Source organism: Dysgonomonas sp. 37-18 (assembly GCF_001899125.1).
Taxonomy (GTDB): domain Bacteria; phylum Bacteroidota; class Bacteroidia; order Bacteroidales; family Dysgonomonadaceae; genus Dysgonomonas.
The window spans coordinates 180646-205542 of sequence record NZ_MKVC01000041.1 but is presented as its reverse complement, the minus strand read 5'-3'; the positions used below and the strand labels follow the sequence as shown (position 1 = coordinate 205542).

19 protein-coding genes are annotated in these 24897 nt (G+C 39.1%); 10 read left to right on the top strand and 9 right to left on the bottom strand.

What is annotated here, in order from left to right; all coding sequences use genetic code 11:
* From murD to BGO84_RS16240, 8 genes are read left to right on the top strand one after another with little or no spacing between them, the layout of a single operon-like run.
* Entirely contained in the window at positions 1–1338 is a 1338-nt protein-coding gene (murD, locus tag BGO84_RS16275) for a UDP-N-acetylmuramoyl-L-alanine--D-glutamate ligase (protein ID WP_291030788.1), read from the top strand.
* Positions 1339–1344: 6 nt separating this feature from the next.
* A complete protein-coding gene (locus BGO84_RS16270; RefSeq protein WP_291030786.1) occupies positions 1345–2586 on the top strand; it encodes an FtsW/RodA/SpoVE family cell cycle protein in 1242 nt (413 codons plus the stop codon).
* Positions 2583–3692 (top strand): undecaprenyldiphospho-muramoylpentapeptide beta-N-acetylglucosaminyltransferase, encoded by a 1110-nt coding sequence (murG, locus tag BGO84_RS16265; protein WP_291030784.1) that lies wholly within the window; start codon positions 2583–2585, stop codon positions 3690–3692. The genes BGO84_RS16270 and murG overlap by 4 nt, the downstream gene beginning before the upstream one ends.
* A 3-nt stretch (positions 3693–3695) precedes the next feature.
* The gene (gene murC / locus BGO84_RS16260) at positions 3696–5063 is read left to right on the top strand and encodes a UDP-N-acetylmuramate--L-alanine ligase (protein WP_291030782.1); all 1368 of its coding nucleotides are present in this window, start codon (positions 3696–3698) and stop codon (positions 5061–5063) included.
* The gene (locus BGO84_RS16255) at positions 5060–5797 is read left to right on the top strand and encodes a hypothetical protein (protein WP_291030780.1); all 738 of its coding nucleotides are present in this window, start codon (positions 5060–5062) and stop codon (positions 5795–5797) included. The genes murC and BGO84_RS16255 overlap by 4 nt, the downstream gene beginning before the upstream one ends.
* Before the next feature lie 58 nt (positions 5798–5855).
* A complete protein-coding gene (gene ftsA / locus BGO84_RS16250) occupies positions 5856–7184 on the top strand; it encodes a cell division protein FtsA (protein WP_291030778.1) in 1329 nt (442 codons plus the stop codon).
* 45 nt (positions 7185–7229) lie between these two features.
* Positions 7230–8519 carry a cell division protein FtsZ gene (gene ftsZ / locus BGO84_RS16245; RefSeq protein WP_135106740.1) on the top strand — a complete coding sequence of 430 codons (1290 nt, stop codon included), beginning with the start codon at positions 7230–7232 and terminating at the stop codon, positions 8517–8519.
* A gap of 21 nt (positions 8520–8540) precedes the next feature.
* Positions 8541–8993, top strand: coding sequence for a GatB/YqeY domain-containing protein (locus BGO84_RS16240; RefSeq protein ID WP_291030776.1), 453 nt, complete (start codon positions 8541–8543; stop codon positions 8991–8993).
* Between the two features lie 63 nt (positions 8994–9056).
* Here the strand turns inward: BGO84_RS16240 and BGO84_RS16235 are convergent, their stop codons facing one another.
* The 8 genes from BGO84_RS16235 to BGO84_RS16200 form a co-directional block, all read right to left on the bottom strand.
* Positions 9057–9728, bottom strand: coding sequence for a YiiX family permuted papain-like enzyme (locus BGO84_RS16235; protein WP_291030774.1), 672 nt, complete (start codon positions 9726–9728; stop codon positions 9057–9059).
* Between the two features lie 18 nt (positions 9729–9746).
* Complete coding sequence (mutL, locus tag BGO84_RS16230) at positions 9747–11579, bottom strand: DNA mismatch repair endonuclease MutL (protein WP_291030772.1); 1833 nt, start codon at positions 11577–11579, stop codon at positions 9747–9749.
* A 13-nt stretch (positions 11580–11592) separates the two neighbouring features.
* Entirely contained in the window at positions 11593–13368 is a 1776-nt protein-coding gene (locus BGO84_RS16225) for an OstA-like protein (RefSeq protein ID WP_291030893.1), read from the bottom strand.
* 105 nt (positions 13369–13473) lie between these two features.
* Complete coding sequence (locus tag BGO84_RS16220; RefSeq protein ID WP_185146749.1) at positions 13474–14859, bottom strand: peptidylprolyl isomerase; 1386 nt, start codon at positions 14857–14859, stop codon at positions 13474–13476.
* Between the two features lie 80 nt (positions 14860–14939).
* Entirely contained in the window at positions 14940–15806 is an 867-nt protein-coding gene (locus BGO84_RS16215; protein WP_291030770.1) for a peptidylprolyl isomerase, read from the bottom strand.
* Positions 15803–17824 (bottom strand): peptidylprolyl isomerase, encoded by a 2022-nt coding sequence (locus BGO84_RS16210; protein ID WP_291030768.1) that lies wholly within the window; start codon positions 17822–17824, stop codon positions 15803–15805. The genes BGO84_RS16215 and BGO84_RS16210 overlap by 4 nt, the downstream gene beginning before the upstream one ends.
* A gap of 223 nt (positions 17825–18047) precedes the next feature.
* Entirely contained in the window at positions 18048–19523 is a 1476-nt protein-coding gene (gene guaB / locus BGO84_RS16205; protein WP_291030766.1) for an IMP dehydrogenase, read from the bottom strand.
* A 204-nt stretch (positions 19524–19727) separates the two neighbouring features.
* Positions 19728–22643, bottom strand: coding sequence for a calcium-translocating P-type ATPase, PMCA-type (locus BGO84_RS16200; RefSeq protein WP_291030764.1), 2916 nt, complete (start codon positions 22641–22643; stop codon positions 19728–19730).
* Between the two features lie 403 nt (positions 22644–23046).
* Here BGO84_RS16200 and BGO84_RS16195 point away from each other — a divergent pair, with 403 nt between their 5' ends.
* Positions 23047–23622 carry a nucleosidase gene (locus BGO84_RS16195; protein ID WP_291030762.1) on the top strand — a complete coding sequence of 192 codons (576 nt, stop codon included), beginning with the start codon at positions 23047–23049 and terminating at the stop codon, positions 23620–23622.
* A 67-nt stretch (positions 23623–23689) separates the two neighbouring features.
* On the opposite strand, the gene BGO84_RS16190 is transcribed toward BGO84_RS16195, so the two are convergent.
* Positions 23690–23845, bottom strand: a complete 156-nt coding sequence (locus BGO84_RS16190; RefSeq protein ID WP_006841474.1) for a hypothetical protein — start codon at positions 23843–23845, stop codon at positions 23690–23692.
* Between the two features lie 154 nt (positions 23846–23999).
* Here BGO84_RS16190 and BGO84_RS16185 point away from each other — a divergent pair, with 154 nt between their 5' ends.
* Entirely contained in the window at positions 24000–24890 is an 891-nt protein-coding gene (locus BGO84_RS16185) for a transporter (protein ID WP_291030761.1), read from the top strand.
* Positions 24891–24897: the final 7 nt, after the last annotated feature.

Here is a 24897-nt window from a genome sequence, read left to right as displayed (position 1 = left end):
ATGATGAACAAGATTATCATATTAGGAGGAGGAGAGAGCGGCGTAGGCTCGGCTATACTGGCACAGGCAAAAGGATTTGATGTTTTTTTGTCTGACAGCGGACCGTTAAAAGACCAGTACAAAGCCGAACTCGATCAGTATGGCATACCTTACGAGGAAAAAGGACATACCGAAGACCTCATACTGGCTGCAACCGAGATCATCAAAAGCCCGGGCATTCCTAATTATGCACCTCTTGTTCACAAAGCAGCAGAGAAAGGTATTCCTATCCTATCGGAGATGGAATTTGCCAAACGCTACACATCTGCAAAAATGATCTGTATCACAGGCAGTAATGGGAAGACAACCACTACCAGCCTCATCTACCATATACTGAAATCGGCAGGACTAAATGTAGGTCTTGGAGGAAACATCGGAAGAAGTTTTGCCCGTCAGGTAGCAGAAGATAATTTCGACTATTATGTATTGGAACTAAGTAGTTTCCAGCTGGAAAACATGTACACGTTTAAGGCAGATATCGCCATTCTTTTAAATATCACTCCCGATCATCTCGACAGATACGATCATGATATGCAAAAGTATGTTGATGCCAAAATGCGTATTGTACAAAACCAGACGGAAGAAGATGCTTTTATATTTTGGGAAGAAGACCCGATTGTAAGCAAAGAAATACAAAAGCTGATATCGAAAGGCAAGCAATATACATTTGCCGACCACAAAGTGGGTAATGCTATTGCATACCCCGAAAACAATGAAATAAAAATAGATACTCCTAAATCGGTTTTCATTATGAAAGAAGATTTACTAGCACTCGAAGGAACACATAACCTGTATAACTCGCTTGCATCAGGTATCACGGCAAAGTTGCTGGATATAACAGATGAAAACTTGCGCCACTCACTTAGTGATTTTCAGGGAGTAGAACATCGCCTTGAAAAAGTGGCCAAAGTGAGAGGTATACAGTTTATAAACGACTCCAAGGCAACTAATGTTAATTCGTGCTGGTATGCTTTACAAAGCATGAAAACGAAGGTTGTACTTATTTTAGGAGGAACAGATAAGGGGAATGACTATACAGAGATCGAGCAATTGGTTAAAGATAAAGTTCGCGCTTTGGTTTTCCTCGGAGTTGACAACAGTAAGCTGCATAAATTCTTTGATGGTAAAATAGACAATATTGTAGATACCTCATCAATGAAGGATGCAGTAGAAAAATCTTACGCATTGGCTCAAGAGGGAGATACGGTTTTACTATCGCCTTGCTGCGCCAGTTTCGACCTCTTCCAGAATTATGAGGATAGAGGTGACCAGTTTAAAGAATACGTCAGAAAACTGTAATCAAAAATGGAATTCAATTTTTTAGGGCGGGCATTCAAAGGAGATAAAGTTATATGGTGTATATTTATCGCACTGTGTATTATCTCTTTGCTTGAAGTATTTAGTGCTACAAGTACAATTGCCTACCGTCAACATAGCCACTGGGCACCGATTCTGCGACATGCGGCATTCCTGCTTATTGGTTTTGCCCTCGTCATGTTTTTGCAGAGGGTTCCCAGCAAATATTTCTCAGTATTACTATTGGGAATACCGCTATCTGCTGTTCTCCTTGTTGTCACCATGTTTATGGGGCAAGATGTGAATGGGGCACAACGCTGGCTAGGTATCGGTGCATTTACGATACAACCTTCCGAGTTTGCTAAAATTTCGGCAATCGGGTTTGTCTCCTTCTTTTTAAGTAAGATGAAGCCTGATAATGAAGGCTGGATATTCAAGACCCTTATTATTGGTATTGGAGCCTTATGCTTACTTATTGCACCCGAAAACTTATCTACGGCATGTCTCCTTTTTGGCGTCTGCTTTATGCTTATGTTTATCGGACAGGTCAGCCTCAGGAAGTTAGGATTGATTGCTTTTGTTGGGCTTGCTGCTGTAGCTATTTTGCTAGGCAGCCTTACGCTCCTACCCGATTCTTTTGCAAAAGAGTATTTACCGGGACGTCTGGCTACATGGAAAAACCGTATAGAAAGGCACTCGGAAGAAGATAAAGAGATGAGGAACGCCGACGGAACTATTGCCTATAAAATAACTGACGACAACTACCAGGTATCGCATGCCAAGATAGCTATAGCTAACGGTGGTATAATCGGCTTGCCGGGAAGCGGTGTTGAACGAGACTTTCTTCCACAAGCCTATTCCGACTTTATCTTTGCCATCATCCTTGAAGAAACAGGACTGCTTGGGGGGCTATTCGTCTTGCTCTTATATGTCGCTCTGATGTTCAGGTGTGGCGTTCTGGCTTCAAAATGCGAAAAGAAGTTCCCGAGATATCTTATACTCGGGTCTGCACTTATACTCACAATACAGGCTTTGGCTAATATGGCCGTAGCCGTCAATTTGATTCCTGTTACAGGACAACCTCTGCCTCTGGTAAGCCGGGGTGGAACGTCTACCATTATCACATGTGCCTATTTTGGCATTATTCTGGCATGCTCATCCCGACTCAATGATTCAGATCATGAAGATGTGGACGAAAGCATTGCCAATATAGATTTTGAACCCTATGTAAAAGATACAGAAGAACTATGAAAAATCTGAGAGTTATTATTAGCGGAGGTGGAACAGGAGGTCATATATTTCCGGCAATAGCTATTGCCAACACCATCAAAAAACGTTACGCTGACTCCGAAATACTTTTTGTGGGAGCCGAAGGACGCATGGAAATGGAAAAAGTTCCAAACGCAGGATACAAAATAGAAGGGTTAAATGTAGTCGGGATTAGCAGAAAAAATCCGATCAAGATATTTTCTACAATCTGGAAATTTCAGAAAAGCCTCAATCGGGCTAGCAAAATCATAAAAGAATTTAAGCCCGATATCGTGATTGGCGTGGGAGGATATGCCAGTGGCCCAACGTTGTATAAGGCAAGTAAACTAGGTATCCCTACCCTCATTCAAGAGCAAAATTCGTATGCCGGAATTACAAACAAGTTCTTAGGCAAGAAGGCTTCCAGTATCTGTGTTGCCTACGAAAATATGGAAAGATTCTTTCCGAAAGATAAAATAGTGATGACCGGCAACCCTTGTCGTGAAGAATTATTATCATCGAATATAACGAAAGAAGATGCCTATACAGAGTTTAACCTCGACCCGAATAAAAAAACAATTCTGGTTGTAGGTGGCAGCCTTGGTTCGAGAACAATAAATAAAAGTATATTTAGCGGAATAGAAGCTTTGTCAGAATCTGATATACAAATCATTTGGCAATGTGGAAAACTATACTTTTTCGAACTGAATATGGATCTGGCATCGAAAGGGAATCCACAGAATATTCATATCCATGAATTCATTTCCCGAATGGATTTAGCATATAAAGCAGCCGATTTGGTCATCTCAAGAGCAGGTGCAAGCTCTATCTCCGAACTATGCTTGTTGGGCAAACCGGTTATTCTTGTTCCTTCTCCAAATGTATCGGAAGATCATCAAACCAAAAATGCAATGGCTCTGGTAAACAAAGATGCCGCTATCCTCATAAAGGATATTGAAGCGAACGATTTGTTGGTTAAAACAGCTTTGGAGACAATAAAGGATAAGGACAAGTTAAAAACTCTGTCAGAAAATATTTTAAAATTGGCGCAACATGATTCGGCAAACCGAATTGTAGATGAAGCAATAGGACTAATAAAGCGAAAATAAAACATGAATAATATAAAAGCAGTATATTTCATCGGAATCGGTGGTATCGGGATGAGCAATCTGGCTCGCTACTTTATGTCGAAAGGCAAAAAGGTAGCAGGCTATGATCGTACCGAAACACCATTGACAAAAGAACTGGTAAAAGAAGGCGCAGAAATTCACTATTCAGATAGTGTAAGCCTGATACCGGAATACTGCAAAGAAAAGGATACTACATTAGTGGTTTATACGCCGGCTGTTCCATCCGAGAACGAAGAAGTTATATATTTCCACGAGCAGAATTTTACGATACAGAAGCGTGCTCAGGTTTTAGGAACTATCACCAAATCGAGCAAAGCACTCTGTTGTGCAGGAACACACGGAAAGACAACAACATCAAGTATGCTGGCTCACATCCTTAAACAATCGCACCTCGATTGTAATGCTTTCTTAGGCGGTATACTAAAAAATTATAGCAGCAATCTGATGCTTTCAGACAAGAGTGAGTTTACCGTTATCGAAGCTGATGAGTATGACCGCTCTTTCCACTGGCTGCATCCGTATATGGCTCTTATTACCTCTGTAGACCCAGACCATTTGGATATCTACGGAACGGAAGAAGAGTATCTCAAAAGCTTTGAGAAATTCACCACCCTCATTCAACAAGGAGGAGCGTTGGTGATGAAACACAATATAAAACTCTCACCCAAAGTTGGAGAAGGAGTTAAGGTATATACCTACTCTGAAGATAAAGGCGATTTCCATGCAAAGAACATAAAAATAGGCAACGGTGAAATTCGCTTCGACTTTGTTACTCCAAAGGAAGTAATAGACAACATACAACTTGGCGTTCCTGTAAGAATCAATATAGAGAATAGTATCGGAGCAATGGCTCTGGCATGGCTCAATGGTGCTACACCTGACGAACTGAGACATGCAATGCTCACATTTCAGGGGGCAAAACGTCGTTTCGATTTTATTCTTAAAACAGATAAGATCGTGATGATAGACGACTATGCGCACCACCCTCAGGAACTAGCTGCAAGCATTACTTCTGTGAAGGAGTTATATCCTGACCGCAAGGTTACAGGAGTTTTTCAGCCTCACCTCTATAGCCGGACAAAAGATTTTGCCGATGAGTTTGCAAAGAGTCTTTCTTTGCTTGACGAACTCATTTTACTGGATATATATCCTGCAAGGGAAAAACCGATAGAAGGTGTGACTTCAAAAATAATTTTCGACAAGGTTACCTGTCCTAAAACATTGTGTAACAAGCAAGAATTATTACCTTTATTGGAAAATAAAAATGATATTGAGGTTCTATTAACAGTCGGAGCTGGAGATATCGATCAATTGTTGGAAGCAATAAAAGAAGTTTTAAAAGAGAAATGATAAAAAAAATATTAGTCATCGGAGGAATATGCCTTCTTGCAGGCTATCTTATTTTCTCGGCTTTTTATTTCGAAAAAAAGCCGCAGGATGACTTTTGTACAAGTTTTGAAGTAGAAATAAAAAATAGTGCCGAGGGCAATAAGTTTATCGAAACAAAAGATATTGTAAGTTACATCAAAGATAAAGGACTTGACCCTACAGGCAAACAATTAAAAAACATTAATACAAACAAGATAGAAGAGGCCATAATGGCCAATCAGCTGATAAAAGAAGCCAACGTATTTATAACAAACAATAGAGCCGTAAAAGCCGTAATTGAAGAGCGGAAGCCGATTCTGCGTGTTATAAGCAGCCTTGGAGGAAACTATTATATAGATAATACGGGCAATAAAATGCCTCTTTCTAATCGCTCTACAGCATACCTCCCTATAGCAACAGGAGCAATAAAAGAAGAGTTTGCAAAGACCGACTTATATAAATTTGCATTATTTTTGCATAATGATGAGTTTTGGAATGCACAAATTGAACAAATAGTCGTACTACCTAACCAGGATATTAAATTAATACCCCGTGTCGGTGATCATCAGGTCATACTAGGCAGTGTGGACGGATGTAAAGAGAAGCTTGCCAAATTGCTCACCTTTTATCAAAACGGGCTTAACGAGACCGGGTGGAATAAATATTCAGTCATAAATCTGAAGTTTAACAAACAAGTTGTTTGTACAAAACGTTGAATAAAGAACAAGATCTGGACAATTCTTTCGAATTGGACTGTAAAGGAGAAGAAGATATATGGAACAATCAGGATTTATTGTAGGTATTGACCTTGGCACATCAAAAATTGTTGGTGTACTGGGACGTAAGAATGAACAAGGCGTTATTTCCATCTTGGCATCGGAATGTATACCTGCCGATTCATGTGTAAAATATGGGACAATATATAATATAGATGATGCCGCCGGCAAAATCAAAGGACTTATTCACCTGTTAGAAAACAAGACAGGGAAGAAAATAGGAAAAGCTTATGTTTCTGTTGCCGGAAAATCACTTCGGGCAATAGAACACAAAGAGACTAAATTGCTCGATGGCAGCACTCCTATTACATTTGCCATACTCGACGGAATGGAACAGCAAGCTAAGCTGAACAAGCCCGATTTCTTTGCCAACTATAGCGTACTCGCTCCTGAATACTACCTTGACGGACAATACGAAGAAGACCCGATTGATAAGGTTGCTTCTGTAATTGAAGGTCATTACCGTTTGGTTATCGGACGCCCTAATATAAAAAGCAATCTTGCAAAAAGTACAGAAAAGGCTCAGATCGATATTGCCGGATTTATTGTAGGCCCTGTAGCCGCAGGTGCTCTCGTTCTGGAAGAACAAGATAGACAAGCTGGATGTGCTCTGGTCGATTTTGGCGCAGGCACTACTACATTATCCATATACAAGGGCGGATTGCTTCGCTATATGGCAGTTATTCCGTTCGGAGGACGTACGATTACGAAAGATGTTCAGGGATTAGGCTTTGTCTTCGAATCTGCCGAAACATACAAAATACGTTATGCAAAATTAGGTAAAGAAAAAGCAAGACCAACCAGTGATACTTCAGCCGATATAGACCTCAGAGAATTGAACAAAGTGATACAACTACGTCAGGATGAAATTATCTTGAACGTGATTCATCAGATAAAAGAGTCAGGATTTGGAGATAAACTGGATGCCGGAATTATTATTATAGGTGGAGCATCGCAAATGACAGGGCTGGAAGAATACTTTGTAGACAAAGCACAACTTCCGGTAAAGCGGGCAACACCAAAACGTGTATATATTAATAATGCAGCCGAATTACTGCAAAATCCCGTATATACACAGGCTCTTAGCTTACTGCTTTTCGCAAATGAGAATTGCGAAAGAAAGGAAGCTTTCAGACCGGAACCTGTACCGGTTCAACAAACAATTCCTACCCCACCTGCTCCCGAAATTGAGGAAGAAGAGGATGAGGAAGAAGCTCCTAAGCCTAAAAAGGGAAAGAAAGATAAAAACAAAGGGCAAACATCGCTCTTTAGGTTCTTCGAAAAAGTACAAAACTTTGGAGGAACAGTATTCAACGATGAAGAATAATCGAAGTAAATCCCTTAAGTTATAACAAAACAAATACGCTAAGATATGGATGAAAAAATACTGGATTTTCAATTCCCAAGAAAAACTCAGACAATCATAAAGGTTATAGGTGTAGGTGGTGGTGGTGGTAACGCCGTAAATCACATGTTTAATGAAGGTATACATGATGTATCGTTTGCATTGTGCAATACCGATAATCAAGCATTGTGCGAATCTCCGGTAGAAACACGTGTCCAACTGGGAAGAAAAACCACGGAAGGACTTGGAGCAGGAAACCGCCCCGAAGTTGCAAAAGCTGCGGCAGAAGAGAGCCGTGAGGATCTGGAAAAACTATTGGGAGACGGAACCAAAATGGTATTTATCACTGCCGGAATGGGAGGTGGTACCGGAACAGGAGCAGCACCTGTGGTAGCCCGTATTGCTAAAGATATGGGAATACTTACAGTTGGTATCGTTACCATACCATTTGTATTCGAAGGCCGTAAAAAAATTATACAAGCACTGAAAGGTGTAGAAAATATAGCACGCAACGTTGATGCACTGCTTGTGATCAACAATGAGAGACTGATTGATATCTATGCCGACCTGACTATCCCCAATGCTTTTGCAAAAGCTGATGATACGCTGACAATCGCAGCTAAAGGTATTGCGGAGATAATCACAGTACACGGACATATAAATCTGGACTTTGCCGATGTGAAAACCATCTTGAAAGATGGCGGTGTAGCCATCATGAGTAGCGGACGAGGCGAAGGAGAAAATCGTGTGGAAGATGCAATTGTAAATGCGCTTCACTCTCCATTATTGAATAACAATGATGTATTTGATGCCAAGAAGATTCTATTTAATATCTATTCGAGCGAAGAAGAACCGCTCATAGTAGAAGAGATGGAAGCTGTTGCCAACTTTATGAAGCGCTTTGGCCCAGAGATAGAAGTTATTTGGGGTACTGCTATAGATAAAAATCTAGGCAAGCAGGTAAAAATAACTTTGCTGGCGACAGGATTCGGTATGTCGAGCATCCCGGGAATGGAAAGTGATCTTATCGAAATTGATGAGGAAGAAGAGGAAGAAAGAATCAGGCAGGAAGAAGAAGAAAAACGCCGCATCAACGAAATGATTGAAAAACATTACGGAAAAGATGGCGTGCAAACTGTAGCTGTCCGTTCCTCGTTTTTCGGACAAAAGCCGATTATCCTATCTACAGATGAATTGGATAATGATAAGATTATTGACGCTTTGGAAAATACTCCGGTATTCAAACGTGATGAGAAATTCAACCCAAGCGAATACAAACCGGAAATGAAGAAACAAGGTGGCCTTTTTAATGACTAAATCATAATAAAAAATACAACAATGAACTTATTTGATAAAGTAAGCGAAGATATCAAAGACGCAATGCGCGCAAAGGACAAAATAAGACTAGAGGCGTTGCGAGGAATGAAAAAAGAATTTCTTGAAGCAAAAACAGCAAAAGGGGCTAATGATGAATTATCTGACGAAGCAGCAACTCTTATCTTACAAAAGATGGTGAAGCAACGTAAAGATAGCGCAGAAATATATAAGAATCAGGGTCGCGAAGATCTGGCGGGAGATGAATTAGCACAGATTGCTGTTATAGAAGCATATCTGCCAAAGCAATTATCACAAGAAGAACTGGACGCAAGAATCACCGAAATTATAGCTCAGGTAGGAGCTTCATCTCCTGCGGATATGGGTAAAGTGATGGGTGTAGCCACAAAAACTCTTGCAGGTATTGCTGCCGGAAAAGCTATTTCTGAAACAGTAAAAAAGCTGTTGAATAAATAACACTGGTATAATTTTATTATAAATACAAAAAGCAGAATATTCGAATATTCTGCTTTTTGTATCTTATAGAGTATGAGAAATAACCGTCTCTAACATACTACTATTAAAAATAGATGCGGGGGAAATTACAACCTCATCTTTCGGTATTTTATCTCCGTATCGTTCTTTTAGTTTCTGTTGGACTTCTTCTCCTGTCAAGTCAAAGTCTCTTAAGTACTGGAGCTTGCCAACTTCAACTTCTGCGCCTCGCTTATATATTTTCCAGACAAGTTCAGAACAGTATATTTTTTCGTCCGACCAGTCAAATGCAGAGTCATAACTTTTTCCTAAGAGTTTAGCCCCCTCCTCTTTCATTTTCTTCAACGTGTTAAAGGTTAATATCTGATTTGCAATCCTTAGCCGTTTGATTACATAATGACCATCCTTTCCCTTTGCTACCCACTCATCTAAAGGAGTCAGCTTTACAGTTTCAGCAGCCTCATAGACATAGAATCTACCATTATTCTTATAAATAATGCCACAGTGAGAATACTTTGAGTTTGTAGCTTGCTGAATAGCCTTACTCTGAGCCGAGAGTGAAGTCTGAAAGATTATATCGCCATCTTCTATCTGTTCTTCCCTAGTAGCTTTAGCCTTATCGGTAGAGACTGTCGTTGATGGATAAAAGTAGTAGGCACATAGCCCTAAAATAAAAAAGATACTAAAGATGAGAGAGATAATTTTCGCCTTTCTCATAGATAAATAGTTTAAGATTTACTTGAACATTTTCTCTATCGCATCATCTTCGAGCATAGAGATAATTGTTTTTCCGTCAGGAGTATGTTTATATGCAGAGGAAGCAAAAAGCTGATCGACAATCTTATTCATCTCCTCTGTAGACAACGTATGCCCATAAGGGATTGATGCAGCATAAGCCATCGAAAGTGCCAGTGCCTCGCGTATTTCCTCTTTTACATCGCTACCGCTCTCTATACTCTTATTTATCATATTGTGCACAAGCTGTACAGAGTCTATATTAGTTATTTCGGCAGGTGTACCATTTATAGCATAAGAATTATTCCCTAAATGACTCAGATCGAAACCTACAGCCTCAAGATCGTCTGTCAGATAAGGCATCATAGCAGCCTCTGATGGAGACAGCTCGATAATCTCGGGAAATAGTGCTCGTTGTGAGATGCCTCTTTTATGCTCTATCTGAGATAAAAACTGATCGAACAATATACGAATATGAGCACGATGCTGATCGATAAGCATTAGCCCCGATTTAACGGAGGTAAGGATATAGCGGTTCTTGTATTGATAATGTACCACCATTTCGGGAACTATCTTTTCAGAATCGCCTGTTTGTTGCTGACTAAAAATATCAACATCGGGGGCAACCTCTGTAGAAAAATCGGCAGTATTTTTATCACTTTCAAATCCTTTGTATAACTGATCCAAATCGAACTTTGGACGCTGATAGTTTGTCCTTGCAGGCGACTTGAATGGATTATATGACGGATCTACATTTACACGAGGCTGAGATATATTTTTTGAAGGATCGTGTATCGGTATATCTATAGCTCCTTCAGTATCAAAATCGATTGTAGGTACTTCATTAAACTTACCCAATGCCTCCTTGATGGCTGCAGTAAGAATTTGCCAGATAGGCTGTTCATTTTCAAACTTTATCTCTGTCTTTGTCGGATGTATATTTACATCGATAGTAGAAGGATCAACTTGAAAATAAATAAAATAGTTTGGATACTCGCCGTTCAGAATCAAAGGGTCGAATGCAGACTGTACAGCCTTATTAAAATATGCATGACGCATATACCTGTTATTCACAAAAAAGAACTGCTGGGCTCTGGCTTTTCGTGCCGATTCGGGCTTACCTATAAAGCCGGTTATCTTAGCCAGAGAAGTATCTATATCAATAGAGATAAGCTGCTGATTGAAGTTCTTACCTACGACATTAACGATACGCTGCCGTAAACCTCCAGCCGGGAATTTTAATACTTCTACATCATTATCTATAAAAGTAAATTCGATAGAAGGATTTACCAGAACAATACGCTCCAGTTCGGTAAGAATATTTCTACGTTCAGTATCGTTCGATTTCAAGAATTTACGACGGGCAGGAACATTATAGAATATGTTCTTTACAGAGAAATTACTCCCTACGGGACAAGCCACAGGCTCCTGACTTTCAACTCTCGACCCTGCTATTTGCAGCAAAGTACCCAGCTCGTCTTCAGCCCTTCTTGTTTTAACTTCGACATGCGAGATAGCAGCAATAGAAGGCAAAGCCTCACCCCTGAACCCCATGGTGTGAAGATCAAACAAATCATCCGCTTTTCTTATCTTAGATGTAGCATGCCGTTCAAAGGCCATACGGGCATCTGTTGCCGACATTCCTTTTCCGTTATCTATCACCTGAATCAGTGTACGGCCGGCATCCTTAATGATAAGCTGTATACTTTCTGCACCGGCATCGATGGCATTTTCAACCAATTCCTTCACCACTGACGAAGGCCGTTGAATAACCTCTCCTGCCGCGATTTGATTGGCTATAGAATCGGGTAAAAGATGTATTATATCACTCATTATTATTCTATGGTTATTCTTCCCGATTAAAGACAGATGTTTTACTCCGTTGAGGTTTCACATCTGATGCTTTACGAGAAACTTTCCTGAATATATCATCTTTATCTAAAGGTCGTAAATAATCGTACCAATAGAAGTCTGTTAAACGCAATTGTTCGGGAGTAATCAGGTCGAAAGGCGTTGTTTTCCCTACAGATTTTGGCCAGGTAACAAGCTTCTCGAATGCTCCGTCCTTCATGAATATCTGTAGATAACTGCTTTCAAGCCAATTGAGAATACCTGACAGTTCCTTATTTTTCTCTTCGGGATACGATATTGTCTCCACATTTCCTTCTGCCAATACTCTTTCCAGCTGTTTATTCTGGAAGAAAAGCTTCATAGAACGCGATTTCAATTGATTGTAATGTAGCGAGTCTTTCTGCTCTATCGAGAAACTATATCGTTTGACATGCATATGATCGATTGTACTATCATTCATATAAATGTCTATCGTATCGCCATATAGTTGCCTGTTTGTATTCCACAGCACAGGGTCCTTATACATATGGAGTATAGAATCTCTTGAGTTGAACTGTAAAGAGTCACAAACCCCCTGCATGTCGGACCTATAAAAACGCACTCCGTAATATGCTTTTATCTCTCGGTAAGTAGTCACTTTAGGTTCTTCCTTTTTCGCAGGAGGTAATGCAGACGGCAAAGGTTCGAGCGAAGAAGATATATTTACCGGCTGAGTATCCAAGGAATCGGAATGAAGCTTACCTATAGAATCGCTATGTAAGGAATCCGCAGCGACTTTAGTATGCTTTTGTATCTTTTGATTGGTGGGTTTGATGCTATCTACTATTGCAATCAGCTTAAGAGTATCGGCATGGATATATAGTGTATCACCTTGCGAATACTCGATACAGTAAGCCGAATCGGTAGCCAGCGCATAGTCTGTCAATTCATTATAGAAACCGTAATGACCTCTTAGGATAACTTTCTTAGTCGTATCTTGCAAAAACATATTGCCAAATACCTCGCCATATCCTTTTGCCTTATGGTACGAGATGGAATCTCCTCTCAATATACGATTACCCTGCTTGTTTACAATCGTGGATTGATCCAACAAGAGGGACTCCTCAGTTGCAGTATTGTACCACCCTTTGCTGGAATAAATAATGCCACTGTCGGAAACAATTTTGGTAGGAGTATAGATTGTTGCAATCTTAGTATCCGTATTATATTTGAGACGATCGGAGTATAACTTAAACTTATTGTTCACAAGAATCACGCTATCCTTGAATGTTGCCAGCTTGAGTGCAGGCTCATATTGCCCCCAGTAGGACGTAAGCTCATTCAACGAATCGACAAGCATACCTCCGTCAAAGTAATAACCGATATTCATCATACGGTCATAGTTTAAACTGTCGGTAAACAGTGTTCCGCTACCATGTTCGAGGCGTACATTCTCTCTGAACATTACAACTCTTGTATTTCCATCATAATGCATATAGTTGCCGTAGAGAAATAGGGTATCGCCCTGTTCCATCCGTACGTTACTGAATGCATTAAAAGAGTTCATCTTTTCGTCATAGTAGGCACTGTCGCAATACAAATACGCCCCATCGTGAAAGAATATAACACTATCTTTCAATATCTTAACATCTGAACCCGCTCGGGTAAAGAGCTCCTTGCTAAATATAATGTCTATTACTTTCTGTTTTCCTTTTGCCTGTTGAGGTTTTTGCTGACTCTGAGGCTTTTGAGGCACCTGAGAAATATCCACATTCATATGCGGAGAAATCATCATTTGTGCCGATGCATAAATAGCAATCAGGCATAAAACACTGATTGCAGATATTCTATGCCTTTGAGTTATGTATGTAATAAATTTCTTAAACACTTGTTATATTTACTTGCTAGCCTGATCTTTTTTAATCCAGTCGGGATATTGGAAATCACAGTTTTCCCAATCCTTATCTATTCTTACATAAGTACTCTTTATTTTTGTTTGGAGCCACTTTTTCAGAACCTCTTCATGCTTTTTGTTTTCTACAATCGCTTTCAATGTCTGATAGTCGTCAGAAACATTTGCGACATGTCCTTCGGTTTTGCTTTTCAACTTTATAATGGCAACAACTTCTTTACCGCTATTCTGCTTCATTGTGAATGCAGGCGATATATCTCCTACTTTCATATTGTTTACAATCTTGCCTATTTCGGTCGGTAGTTCTTCCATTGTAAAGCGAGGAGTACCATAGTTTGTACTCTCTTTGTAGTTTACCATCAAACCGTTATTCTTTCTTGTATTTTTATCGAAAGATAGGACTGTAGCATCTTCGAAAGTAAACTTGTTTGCCCTTATATCATTTGCAATAGAGTCTAGTCTGAATTTTGCTTTATTCATATCTTCTGTCGATACCTTCGGACGAAGTAGTATATGGCGGAAGTTAGCCCTATCACCTCTTCTTTCTATCAATTGAATAATATGGAAGCCGTATTCAGTCTCTACAATATTTGATACTTTTTTAGGATCAGACAAAGAAAATCCTACACTTGAGAATTCCGGTAATAACTCGGCACGTCCCATAAAGCCCAGTTCGCCACCATTTGGAGCCGAACCCGGATCTTCGGAATACATAATTGCTAAAGTAGCGAAGTCGGCAGTTCCCGAGTTTATTCTGTTTGTATAATCTCTCAGTCGGTCTTTTACCTGATCAATATCTTTTAATGGAATCACAGGTTCATTCGTAATAATCTGCACTTCAACCATTGTCGGGATATAAGGCAAACTATCTTTTGGTAGCTGAGCATAATATTTTCGAACTTCGGAAGGTGTCAGATTGGTCTTTTTACCCACCAAGCTCTTCTTTACTTCTGAAACCAGATATTCATTACGAATTTGTTCGCGCCACTCGTCCCTGAGCTGTGCCATAGTAGAGCCTAGGTATTCTTCGGCTTTCTCTTTTGAACCTAGATTAGCAATAACATTATTCTCGTATCTCGATAGCTGGCTATTAACTGCTGATGCCGGCACTTCTATACTATCTATCTTTGCCTGATCGAGGAACAGCTTTTGAACAGCGAGTTGCTCCGGAATCAAACAATAAGGGTCTCCCTCGATGCGTTCTCCGCGGGACAACATCCCCAAGCGAACTTTTTCCACATCCGATTTCAGGATAGCTTCATCCCCTACTACCCATATTATTTCATCTATAACATTATTCTGAGCGTAGGATAAAATACCCGACCCCAATAGTATTATTAATAAAATTAATTTTCTTGCCTTTTGCATCATTTTTGTCTGTTTATTAAAAAGTGGCGTAAATATAGTGATAATGTATCACTTTTTCTTAACGTAAAAAAAGAAGTTATAGTCTACTTATTATAAAACTTAATTTCATTATCCGAAATGGCCTTATTATACAAGTCCTGTTGCACCTTATTGAGGTAATCACTTTTCCTTTGTTCTGTATAAATTTCCATCAATTGATTTTTTATATACTCATAAGGAGCCTCACTTCCCACAGTCCTGTACTCTTTCACATTCAAAAGATATACGAATGAAGAATCCCGGGCTTCTATATTCTTGTTGATTTTCAAGAAGTCTGCCCCGTTATCCACGGATAGTGGCATATTATCTATAATCTCGTTGAAGCTCACCCACCTATTGTAGAAATATTCGTACCCAACTGCATTCTTCAATGTATTCTTTTCTATATTTTCTACAGCTGCATCGGTCGGTTGTTTATACCACTTCAGAAAATTATTGAGTTCTTTTGAGTCAATCGGAACTTTCAGATAAAGCCCCTTTATTATATTTTCTTTCAGCTTCAACTTTTCTTTATTCTGTTCGTAAAAAGATTGCAATTCGACATCAGAGACGGATTTTGATAAATGCTCCGTCAACAATTGCTCTTGATATAGATTTGAGATAAGAGTTTTTCGATAGTTTTCTATCAATCGTTCTATCTCCTCTTTATTTACTATGTTTTTTTTCGCCTTGTCATACAGCAACTGATCATTTATCCACATTTTTATGTATGCATCTGCCGCAGCAGTGCTATCTTGCGAAGAGAGTGTGCGAGGAACCGTATTGTTGAGCTCATCCATATACAAGGTCTTATCCCCGACAGTAACTACAGGAACTTGGCTCAGATCAGGTGCATCAGTACTTCCTTTACTGCATGACAGCATAGATATCGAAATTGATGCAGATATTATAATAATATTATAGATTCTCATTTTATTGTATTCAATACAGAATTATTTATCTCCACTTTGTATTTCTTGCGTAAATCAGCCTTCCATTGTTGCTCGAGCTGAGCTTGATAATCAGATTCAACAGCATGTCTCACATCATTATAGTCTATTGGCTTTGAAACAAAGTCACCCAAAACAATAAAGTACGGATAGCCCATTTTTGCTTTTACTTCTTTTCCCTCAAAGACCTTATTATCTACATACGGATTTTCGCCCTTAGCCCATATTCCGGGTTCCATCAGTACCCTGAGAGAATCTTTATTCAGAGTATGTCTTATTTTTTCAATAAGAACATCTCTGTTATTCACACTCTTGGACAATGATGTAGCAACAGTTAGTGCTTTTTCATCTTTTGCATAAACAATCAGCCCTCTATACTTTGTTCCGCCAAGGGAATATTTACTTTTATTTTTCTTGAAATATTCCGACAAACCTTTTTCATCGGTAGCGGCACGTTCCCATATATTCTTATTCATTACGCCAAAAGATAAAAGACCATTTGAAATTTCATCTAATCGGTTCTTATACTCAGGTTCTCTATCTGGTAGAGATAAGTAATAATAATCAGTCAGGCAACGTGAATAATATGCATTAAAATATTCTTTCAACACATCTGTGGATAACGAATTATTGATAGCCTCAGTATATACTACCGTTTCAGGAGCATCGGTCGGCTTATTATCCATCAAGTTTTGCCTCAATCGAATATATTCAACAAAGTTAGCAACAGTATATATCTTATTATCTCCAAACGAAAATAAAATATCGTTATTATTATCAACATTTTTCAAAAAAGAAGAATCTTTAGGAGATATCTTATTTGCTATTTCATTCAGTCTGCCATAAGCCACACGATTGAAGTTAAAACCTAATTCTTGTGACATTCTTTTCCGTCTCTCAATAGTCATTTCTTCCGACTTGTCACTTTCCAGTATCCGACCTTTCAGCGAGCTCTTCATATCAGCATAAGAGGGAACCAGGATTTTTTTCAGCAGCCGGATAATATGAAATCCATATTCAGATTGTACAGGTTCGCTCACATCTCCTTCTTTCTTGAGATTAAATGCTGCTTCTATAAAAGTTGGAGATAGACGGGATTCCAAATTTAGAACTCCAAAATGGCACCCTTTTTCACCCATTTGCATTACACGAGTAAACTCATCACACAACGATTGATAATCTGAAGCTGTACGCATATTCCGATATTCTCTCCAAGCAACCTTCCCCACACTGTCTATTTGATTAAGGTCGGCAGGAATACGGGAAAAATTAAATAATACTTGCTCGATATCCACCGAACCTACAGCAGGACGTTTATTTAAGACCTGTATAATATGATATCCATCCGAACATCTTATTGGCATACTGACCTCGTTAACAGGAAGAGAGTAAATCGCCTCCTCTACTTTAGCATTAAACATAAAAGGAGCAACCCAGCCGATATAGCCGTTTTGTCGATTATAATCCAAAACAGTAGAAGACGACAATACTTTATTATACCCTTCGGCAGCGAATCCATTTTTAGATAATCTGCATTGCAGCTCTATCACTTTTTGGTATAGAACGACTGTATCGGCAGGATATATTATTTTTTCTTCGAATGGGACAAGCACGTGATTTATTTCCACGTTTTGCTGCATCCTATTATATATCTTCAACAAATAATCATTTTCGTAAATCGTATCTTGCATATATTTACGAGACATGCCTACTCTTGCCGCAGATAAATCTCTTATATAATTTCCGGTTGTATCCACTCGCTGAACTTTAGCCTCTGCAATATTCAACCTAAAATCTATGTAAGATTGAACAAAGTCGGCAAGCGATTCTTTTTCATCATCAGGTCTTGAAGCATTACTTTCTCTATAAGCTTTCTCCAATTCCGACTTCAATACAGGTTTTCCGTCAATCTGAATAGCGACAGGATCTACCTGCTGTGCATGCAGATAAAAAGTAGCATGTAGTGTGATAAGAAAGAATATGAGTCGTCTTTTATTCATATATCAAGCTGATAAACTGTATAAAAAGCAAAGATACAAGAAATAAAGGCTCACAATGTTTTAAAATATTCTAAAATAAAGGAATACCAATAGTTTTTTTAATCTAAACAAAGGTTAGTTAGCAGAAGTAATACCATAGAATAAGATGATAGAATATAAATAAATACGAATGGCTACCACTTGGTAGCCATTCGTATTATAATAAATTTTGTCAAATCAAATTTTATTCTCCTCTGCTGTAATTTGGAGCTTCGCTTGTAATAGCAACATCATGAGGATGACTTTCTGCAACACCAGCATTCGTGATACGAGTAAACTTAGCATTGTGCAGTTCATCAATATTTTTTGCTCCGCAATATCCCATTCCAGCACGAAGACCGCCGGTCATCTGATAAACAACCTCAAACAGCGATCCTTTGAAAGGAACGCGGGCAGCAATACCTTCCGGCACAAGCTTTTTAATATCAGCTTCCATATCTTGGAAGTAACGATCTTTTGAGCCTTTTTCCATCGCTTCCAAAGATCCCATACCACGATATGACTTAAACTTACGTCCATTGAAAATAATTGTTTCGCCCGGAGACTCTTCTACTCCGGCAAGCAACGACCCCATCATAACAGAGTAGCCTCCTGCAGCAAGAGCTTTCACAATATCTCCCGAATAGCGCAAACCTCCATCCGCAATCAACGGAACATTTGTTCCTTTCAGCGCTTTAGCAACATCATAGATAGCTGATAACTGAGGTACTCCGATACCTGCAACTACACGTGTAGTACAGATTGAACCGGGACCGATTCCCACCTTTACTGCATCTGCTCCGGCATCAACCAGATATTTTGCAGCATCGCCTGTTGCTATATTACCCACAACAATATCGATGTTGGAATAAGTAGCTTTTACTTTTTTCAACATTTCAACCACACCTCTTGAGTGTCCATGTGCAGTATCAATAACAATTGCATCCACTCCGGCCTGCACAAGAGCAGCAACACGCTCTAAAGTATCATAGGTTACACCTACACCGGCAGCAACACGCAAACGTCCGTTTTCGTCTTTGCAGGCAAATGGTTTATCTTTTGCCTTTGTAATATCTTTATATGTGATTAGTCCGATTAGTTTATTATCGGCATCAACTACAGGTAGTTTTTCTATCTTATGTTGTTGAAGAATATCTGCTGCCGCTTCAAGGTCTGTAGTCTGGCGTGTTGTAATGATATTTTCTTTTGTCATCACATCATCGATCAACTCATTCATATCACGTCTGAAGCGCAGGTCACGATTGGTCACAATACCAACCAAACGGTTGTTTTTGTCCACAACAGGAATCCCCCCGATTTTGTATTCAGCCATCATTGCCAAGGCATGACCAACTGTTTTGTCTCGAAGAATACTTACAGGATTTGAGATCATTCCGTTTTCTGCACGTTTAACAAATCGAACCTGCTGCGCTTGAGCTTCTATAGACATGTTTTTGTGTATAACGCCTATACCACCTTCACGAGCTATTGCGATAGCAAGCTTAGCCTCGGTAACAGTATCCATTGCAGCCGAAACGAACGGAATATTTAATTTGATATTGCGTGAGAAATTTGTCGACAAATCGACTTCGCGGGGGAGAACTTCTGAATAAGCGGGGATCAACAATACATCATCGAATGTCAATCCATCCATTACAACTTTATCTGCAATAAACGACATATATTAAAGAGCTTTTGAAATTTATTGCGCGCAAATATACATATTTTTGACGAATTATTAGCAACAAACTTTCAAAAAACAATACTTTTTTAACTTAAAAGGTTATTTCAATCTTAAAATAGGCTTATCTAACTTCCACATTAGATAAGCCTATTTAATATAAGCTGAAAAGATTGTCAGGAAAATATATATTTATTTGTCAAATCATTTTTTTCTTATCAGTCTAATCAATTCGCCAATCCAGAGAACAACAGATGTGCCGCCTATAATAATGCCCCAATCTTGAATGGTTAGCGGCATAGTACGAAATACATCGCCGCCAAAAGTAACGATCAATATCTGTCCTACAAGAATAATTAAAGCTACCAACTCAAAGCCTGCGCTTTTATTTAATCCGGAAAAAGCGGATTTGCCTGTTGCATAAGCTTTGGCATTAAACATATTCCAGAATTGTAGTAGAACGAAGACTGTAAAGAAATACGACAAGAAGTAACGCTCTCTATCTCCTTCGGCAACATAACTAAAGAATGAATTCAAGTGAACAGGATCTGAAAAATAATACATCATTCCGAGAAGTAATATAACAAACATTACGCCTGTAAAAAGAATATGTTTAGCAATGGAAGGCGTCACGATAAAATCACTGTTCTTCCTAGGCTTAGTTCTCATCACATTCGGGTCAGGTGGTAATGAAGCTAATGCTCCGGCCGCAAAAGTATCCATAATCAGGTTTACCCAAAGCATCTGCGTTACGGTTAACGGCAATTGTTGTCCAAATACAGAACCCAAAAACACGATCAAAAGTGCAGCCACGTTGATAGTCAACTGGAACAGCATAAAGCGTTGTATGTTTTTATAGAGCGAGCGTCCCCACATTACAGCAGTAGCAATACTACTGAACGAATCGTCGAGCAGGGTTATATCACTCGCCTCTTTGGCAACTGATGTTCCCGAGCCCATAGACAAACCGACATCAGCATAATTAAGAGCAGGAGCATCGTTTGTCCCATCACCGGTAACAGCAACGATCTCCCCTTTCTGTTTCAGGAGATGCACAAGCCGTTGCTTATCTGTCGGACGAGCGCGGCACATTATCTTCAAGCCTTGCACTCTATTGAGCGCTTCCTCATCAGAAAGCTTTTCGAAGTCTACACCGCCAATAATATTCAGATCGGTATCCTCATCATCCTTCCAAATACCAATCTGACGTCCTATTTCTTTAGCCGTACCATACGTGTCGCCTGTAACAATTTTTACGCCGACACCCGCACTCAAGCAATGTTGCACAGCCTCAGGTACATCAGAACGCACAGGATCGGAAATTCCTGCTATTCCAAGAAATATTAATTCTCCTTTAATCAAATCTTCCACAGCCACTTTTGCATCATCTACATACTGATATGCAAAACCGAGAGTCCGCATTGCCTGATTCTGATACTGCAATAGCTGACTATTAATTATTTCTTTGTACTCACTTACAGGAACGAGACCTTCGGTAGTAATTACGTGCTTACATTTACTCAAAACTACTTCTGGTGCACCTTTTACATACAAAACTTTCTTTCTGAGTTTTGGAGAGTCTACAAAAGTTGCCATAAACTTACGTTCGGTAGAGAATGGCAATTGCTCTATGATAGCTTCTTTGTTACGAATATTACTATATAGTATTTTACTATTGTTGAGCCAAAGCAGCAAAGCTCCTTCGGTAGGATTTCCTAAAGCCGCCACTTTCTTAGGGTCTGAGAAATCTAAAAATGCAGTAGAGTTTACCGAAATATTTCCTATCACAAGACGGCTGATCTCGCTGTCGGTTAATCGCTGATCTTCCAATCCGTAGAAATTAGTGCTGGCAACCTGCATTTGGTTTTGAGTCAATGTTCCTGTCTTATCTGTACAGATAACAGTGGTAGCTCCCATTGTTTCCACAGCATGCATTTTGCGCACAAGATTATTCATCTTCAACATGCGGCGCATACTAAGCGCAAGACTAAGCGTAACACTCATCGGCAAACCTTCGGGAACAGCAACAACAACCAATGTAACCGCCACCATAAAGGCCTGTAAGATCTCTGTGGCCGTATCCAGATTTATCCACGAACTACTATCCAGTGGATCTACTCCAAAAATATATCCGATCGATGAAATGGCAACCGTCACCAATGCTCCTGTCAAAAGCCATCTCAACCACCCTCCTTCTTTTACAGACTTAGGAAGTTTAGAGTCTTTACCGAGCAATTCGAGACCTCCATATATAATAGGCAACCATACTTTTATCATGCCCACTGCTACCCCCAACATTGCACCGGCAAGCAAAGCAAGTTGTCTTTTTTGCATAGGTACAATAGGATCGAAAACAACATCCTTAAGGACAAGTACTAAAAATGTAAAAAGAGCTAATATAAGACCAACAACACCGATAAACTTAGCCAAAGAGTCTAACTGACGGTTCAATGGTGTTTCACCTTCAACTTTTTCGGTCGCCTTCACAGCCACTTTTCCAAATTCGGTATTATCTCCAATACGATGTACTTCAAAAACACCGTGCCCATTTATAACCTTCGTTCCTCGAAGCACCCAGTTTGAAGGATAAGTAACTCCTTCTTCAAAATGTTCGGGGTCTGTAGTTTTATCTATGCTCAGCTCTCCTGTAAGGCAGGACTCATCTATCTGCATTGATACAGCTTCGAGCAATTCGCCATCAGCCGGAACCTCATTGCCTATCTCAAGCAAAACAATATCACCAACTACAATATCTTTTTTTGCAACCTGCTTTACATTTCCGTTGCGCATCACCATAATCTGGTCTTCGTCGTTCACCTGATTGAGGACGTCAAACTTTTTGTTGGCATCCATTTCGAACCAAAAAGAGACGCCCGTTGCCAGAAGAATAGCACAAAAAATACCGATAGTCTCTATATACTCATTGTGTATAATAGAAATCCCTAAGGACAAGAATGCGGCAATAAGCAATATACGAATGATCGGATCTTCAAACTTTTTCAAAAAAAGTTTCCAAAGAGGTTCTTTTTTGGGGGGAGTGAGGATATTTGCACCATGCTTCTGCCTGCTTGCTTTTACTTCACTATCGGAGAGACCTATGTATTTTTTTCTACCTTCCATTATTTATTGGTTATTTATCTTTAACGTCTTTAAAACCTTATTGGTTATTCAAAACCGACAAAGTTACGTTCATTTAACATAAGATGGAATATCTGTCGGTTAAATTATTGTTACAAAATCATCTCCCCCATCATTCGATCATCATATAAACTGGGATTTAGAATCATATTTTTATTTACTTTACCTTATATTAGCACAAATGTGAATTTGATATTTTCTTATATTTACTCAACAAAGTAGAATGTTAATGTAGATGAAAAAAATTATCTTATATAAAAGGGGCTAATATGATTTGGAGAGAAAAGTTACAATCAAATATGAACTAAACCTGTTACTTTTGTCACCTTTTTATCTTTATCCAATTCTTTTATATTGCTTATATTTGTAAACAAGATTCAATAACATGATTAAAGAGCTATTAAATAAGAATCCTTTGTACGTTTTTGCACTAGAGAGTGAAGCCTCAGATAAGTTTGTAGATGAAAGCCCGCTTTTTATTGGTGTGGGAAAAGTAAATGCAGCGTATCATTTAACAAAACAGATAGCACAAAATAAACCAAGTATTATTATCAACCTCGGATCGGCAGGCAGCAACTTTTTTGAAAGAGGGGCAGTAATCTGCTGCACCCAGTTTATACAACGTGATATGAATGTAACGACATTAGGATGTGAGTTATATGAAACACCTTTTTCTAACACAAAACCGATTCTGAAGTATGGAATCCGGGTCGACGGCCTGCAAGAGGGCATCTGCGGAACCGGAGACAGTTTCGAGGTGAGCCATAATACATCAGATTACAATATCGTAGATATGGAAGCATATCCATTGGCATATATTGCGAAGAAAGAAGACATTCCGTTCCTTTGCCTTAAATACATTTCGGATGGTGCTGACGACAATGCCGCCGAAGATTGGAATGTTACAGTAAAAAAAGCAGCGGAGACACTCAGACAAGCAATAGACGAGCTAAAAAGATAGTAATATTCAATCGTATAATAGCATTAGGGGGGTTCATTTTTTAAGTTAATAAGGTGGATGAAAAGAATCACTCTTTCTCATCATCAAACAAAAAATCATCGGAACATAGTTCTTCTATAGCAAGTGCGAGTTGCACATTTGAACTATCTTTCCTGTCAAGAGATTCGATTTCTTTCTTAGGAGCGTATTTCAAATTCTCCTTCTTGTTCTTGTCATCTTTCATATCCAATGTTCTTATTAGTGTATTTATCTAATTAGACGATTTAGATTTAAAAATATTTCAATTTACTTCTTTTTTTTCTTTTTTTATGATTTTACCTTTATTACGGCTTCAAAGGGAATATATTTGCTAATTTTACATCTTCAATAAGCCAATCATGCTGAATAAAATTAAATCGTACATGATGCCTATAGCTATGCTTACCGGCATTCTGTTACACAAATATATGGGCGAACTTTCGTTCCTTACCCCTTACCTCATAGCATTAATGCTATTGATCACCTATTGCAACATTTCGTTTAAGGAGATACATTTTTCCCGACTGCATTTTTGGCTTATTGCCATACAGATATTGGGGAGCATTGGCGTTTACGTATTACTTCGCCTTTTCAATCCCATTGTCGCTCAAGGTGCTATGATTTGCGTTTTAGCACCCACAGCCACATCTGCGCCTGTAATAACAGGCATGCTTGGAGGGAATGTCCCTAGCCTGATGGCTTATAGCTTACTCTGCAACATGGTTATTGTTATTGTTGCACCCATCCTGTTTTCATATACGGGAGAAATAGAGTCTAGTTCATTTCTTCAATCATTCTGGATTGTATTTCAAAAAGTCTCAATATTATTATTTCTTCCTCTGTTTGGCGCATTCTTACTCAAGAGGTTGTTACCCAGAGTACATCATGAGATTCAGAAAGCAAAAGGATTGTCTTTCTATCTTTGGTCGATAGCGTTGGTTATTATTACAGGAAAAACCGTACAGTTTATAATCGACCAAGAAAGTCCCAATTTTATAGTAGAACTGTCAGTCGCTTTATCGGCTTTGGCTATTTGCATAGCTCAATTTCTTGTAGGACGCCGTTTAGGCACTTATTACAACGACACGATAGCCGGAGGACAGGGATTAGGACAAAAAAATACCATCCTTGCTATCTGGATGGCTCAAACATATCTAAATCCTATATCATCTTTAGGACCCGGAGCTTATGTACTGTGGCAAAATGTGGTTAATTCTTATCAGGTATGGAGAAAAAGAAAAACCCTATAAAGAGAGT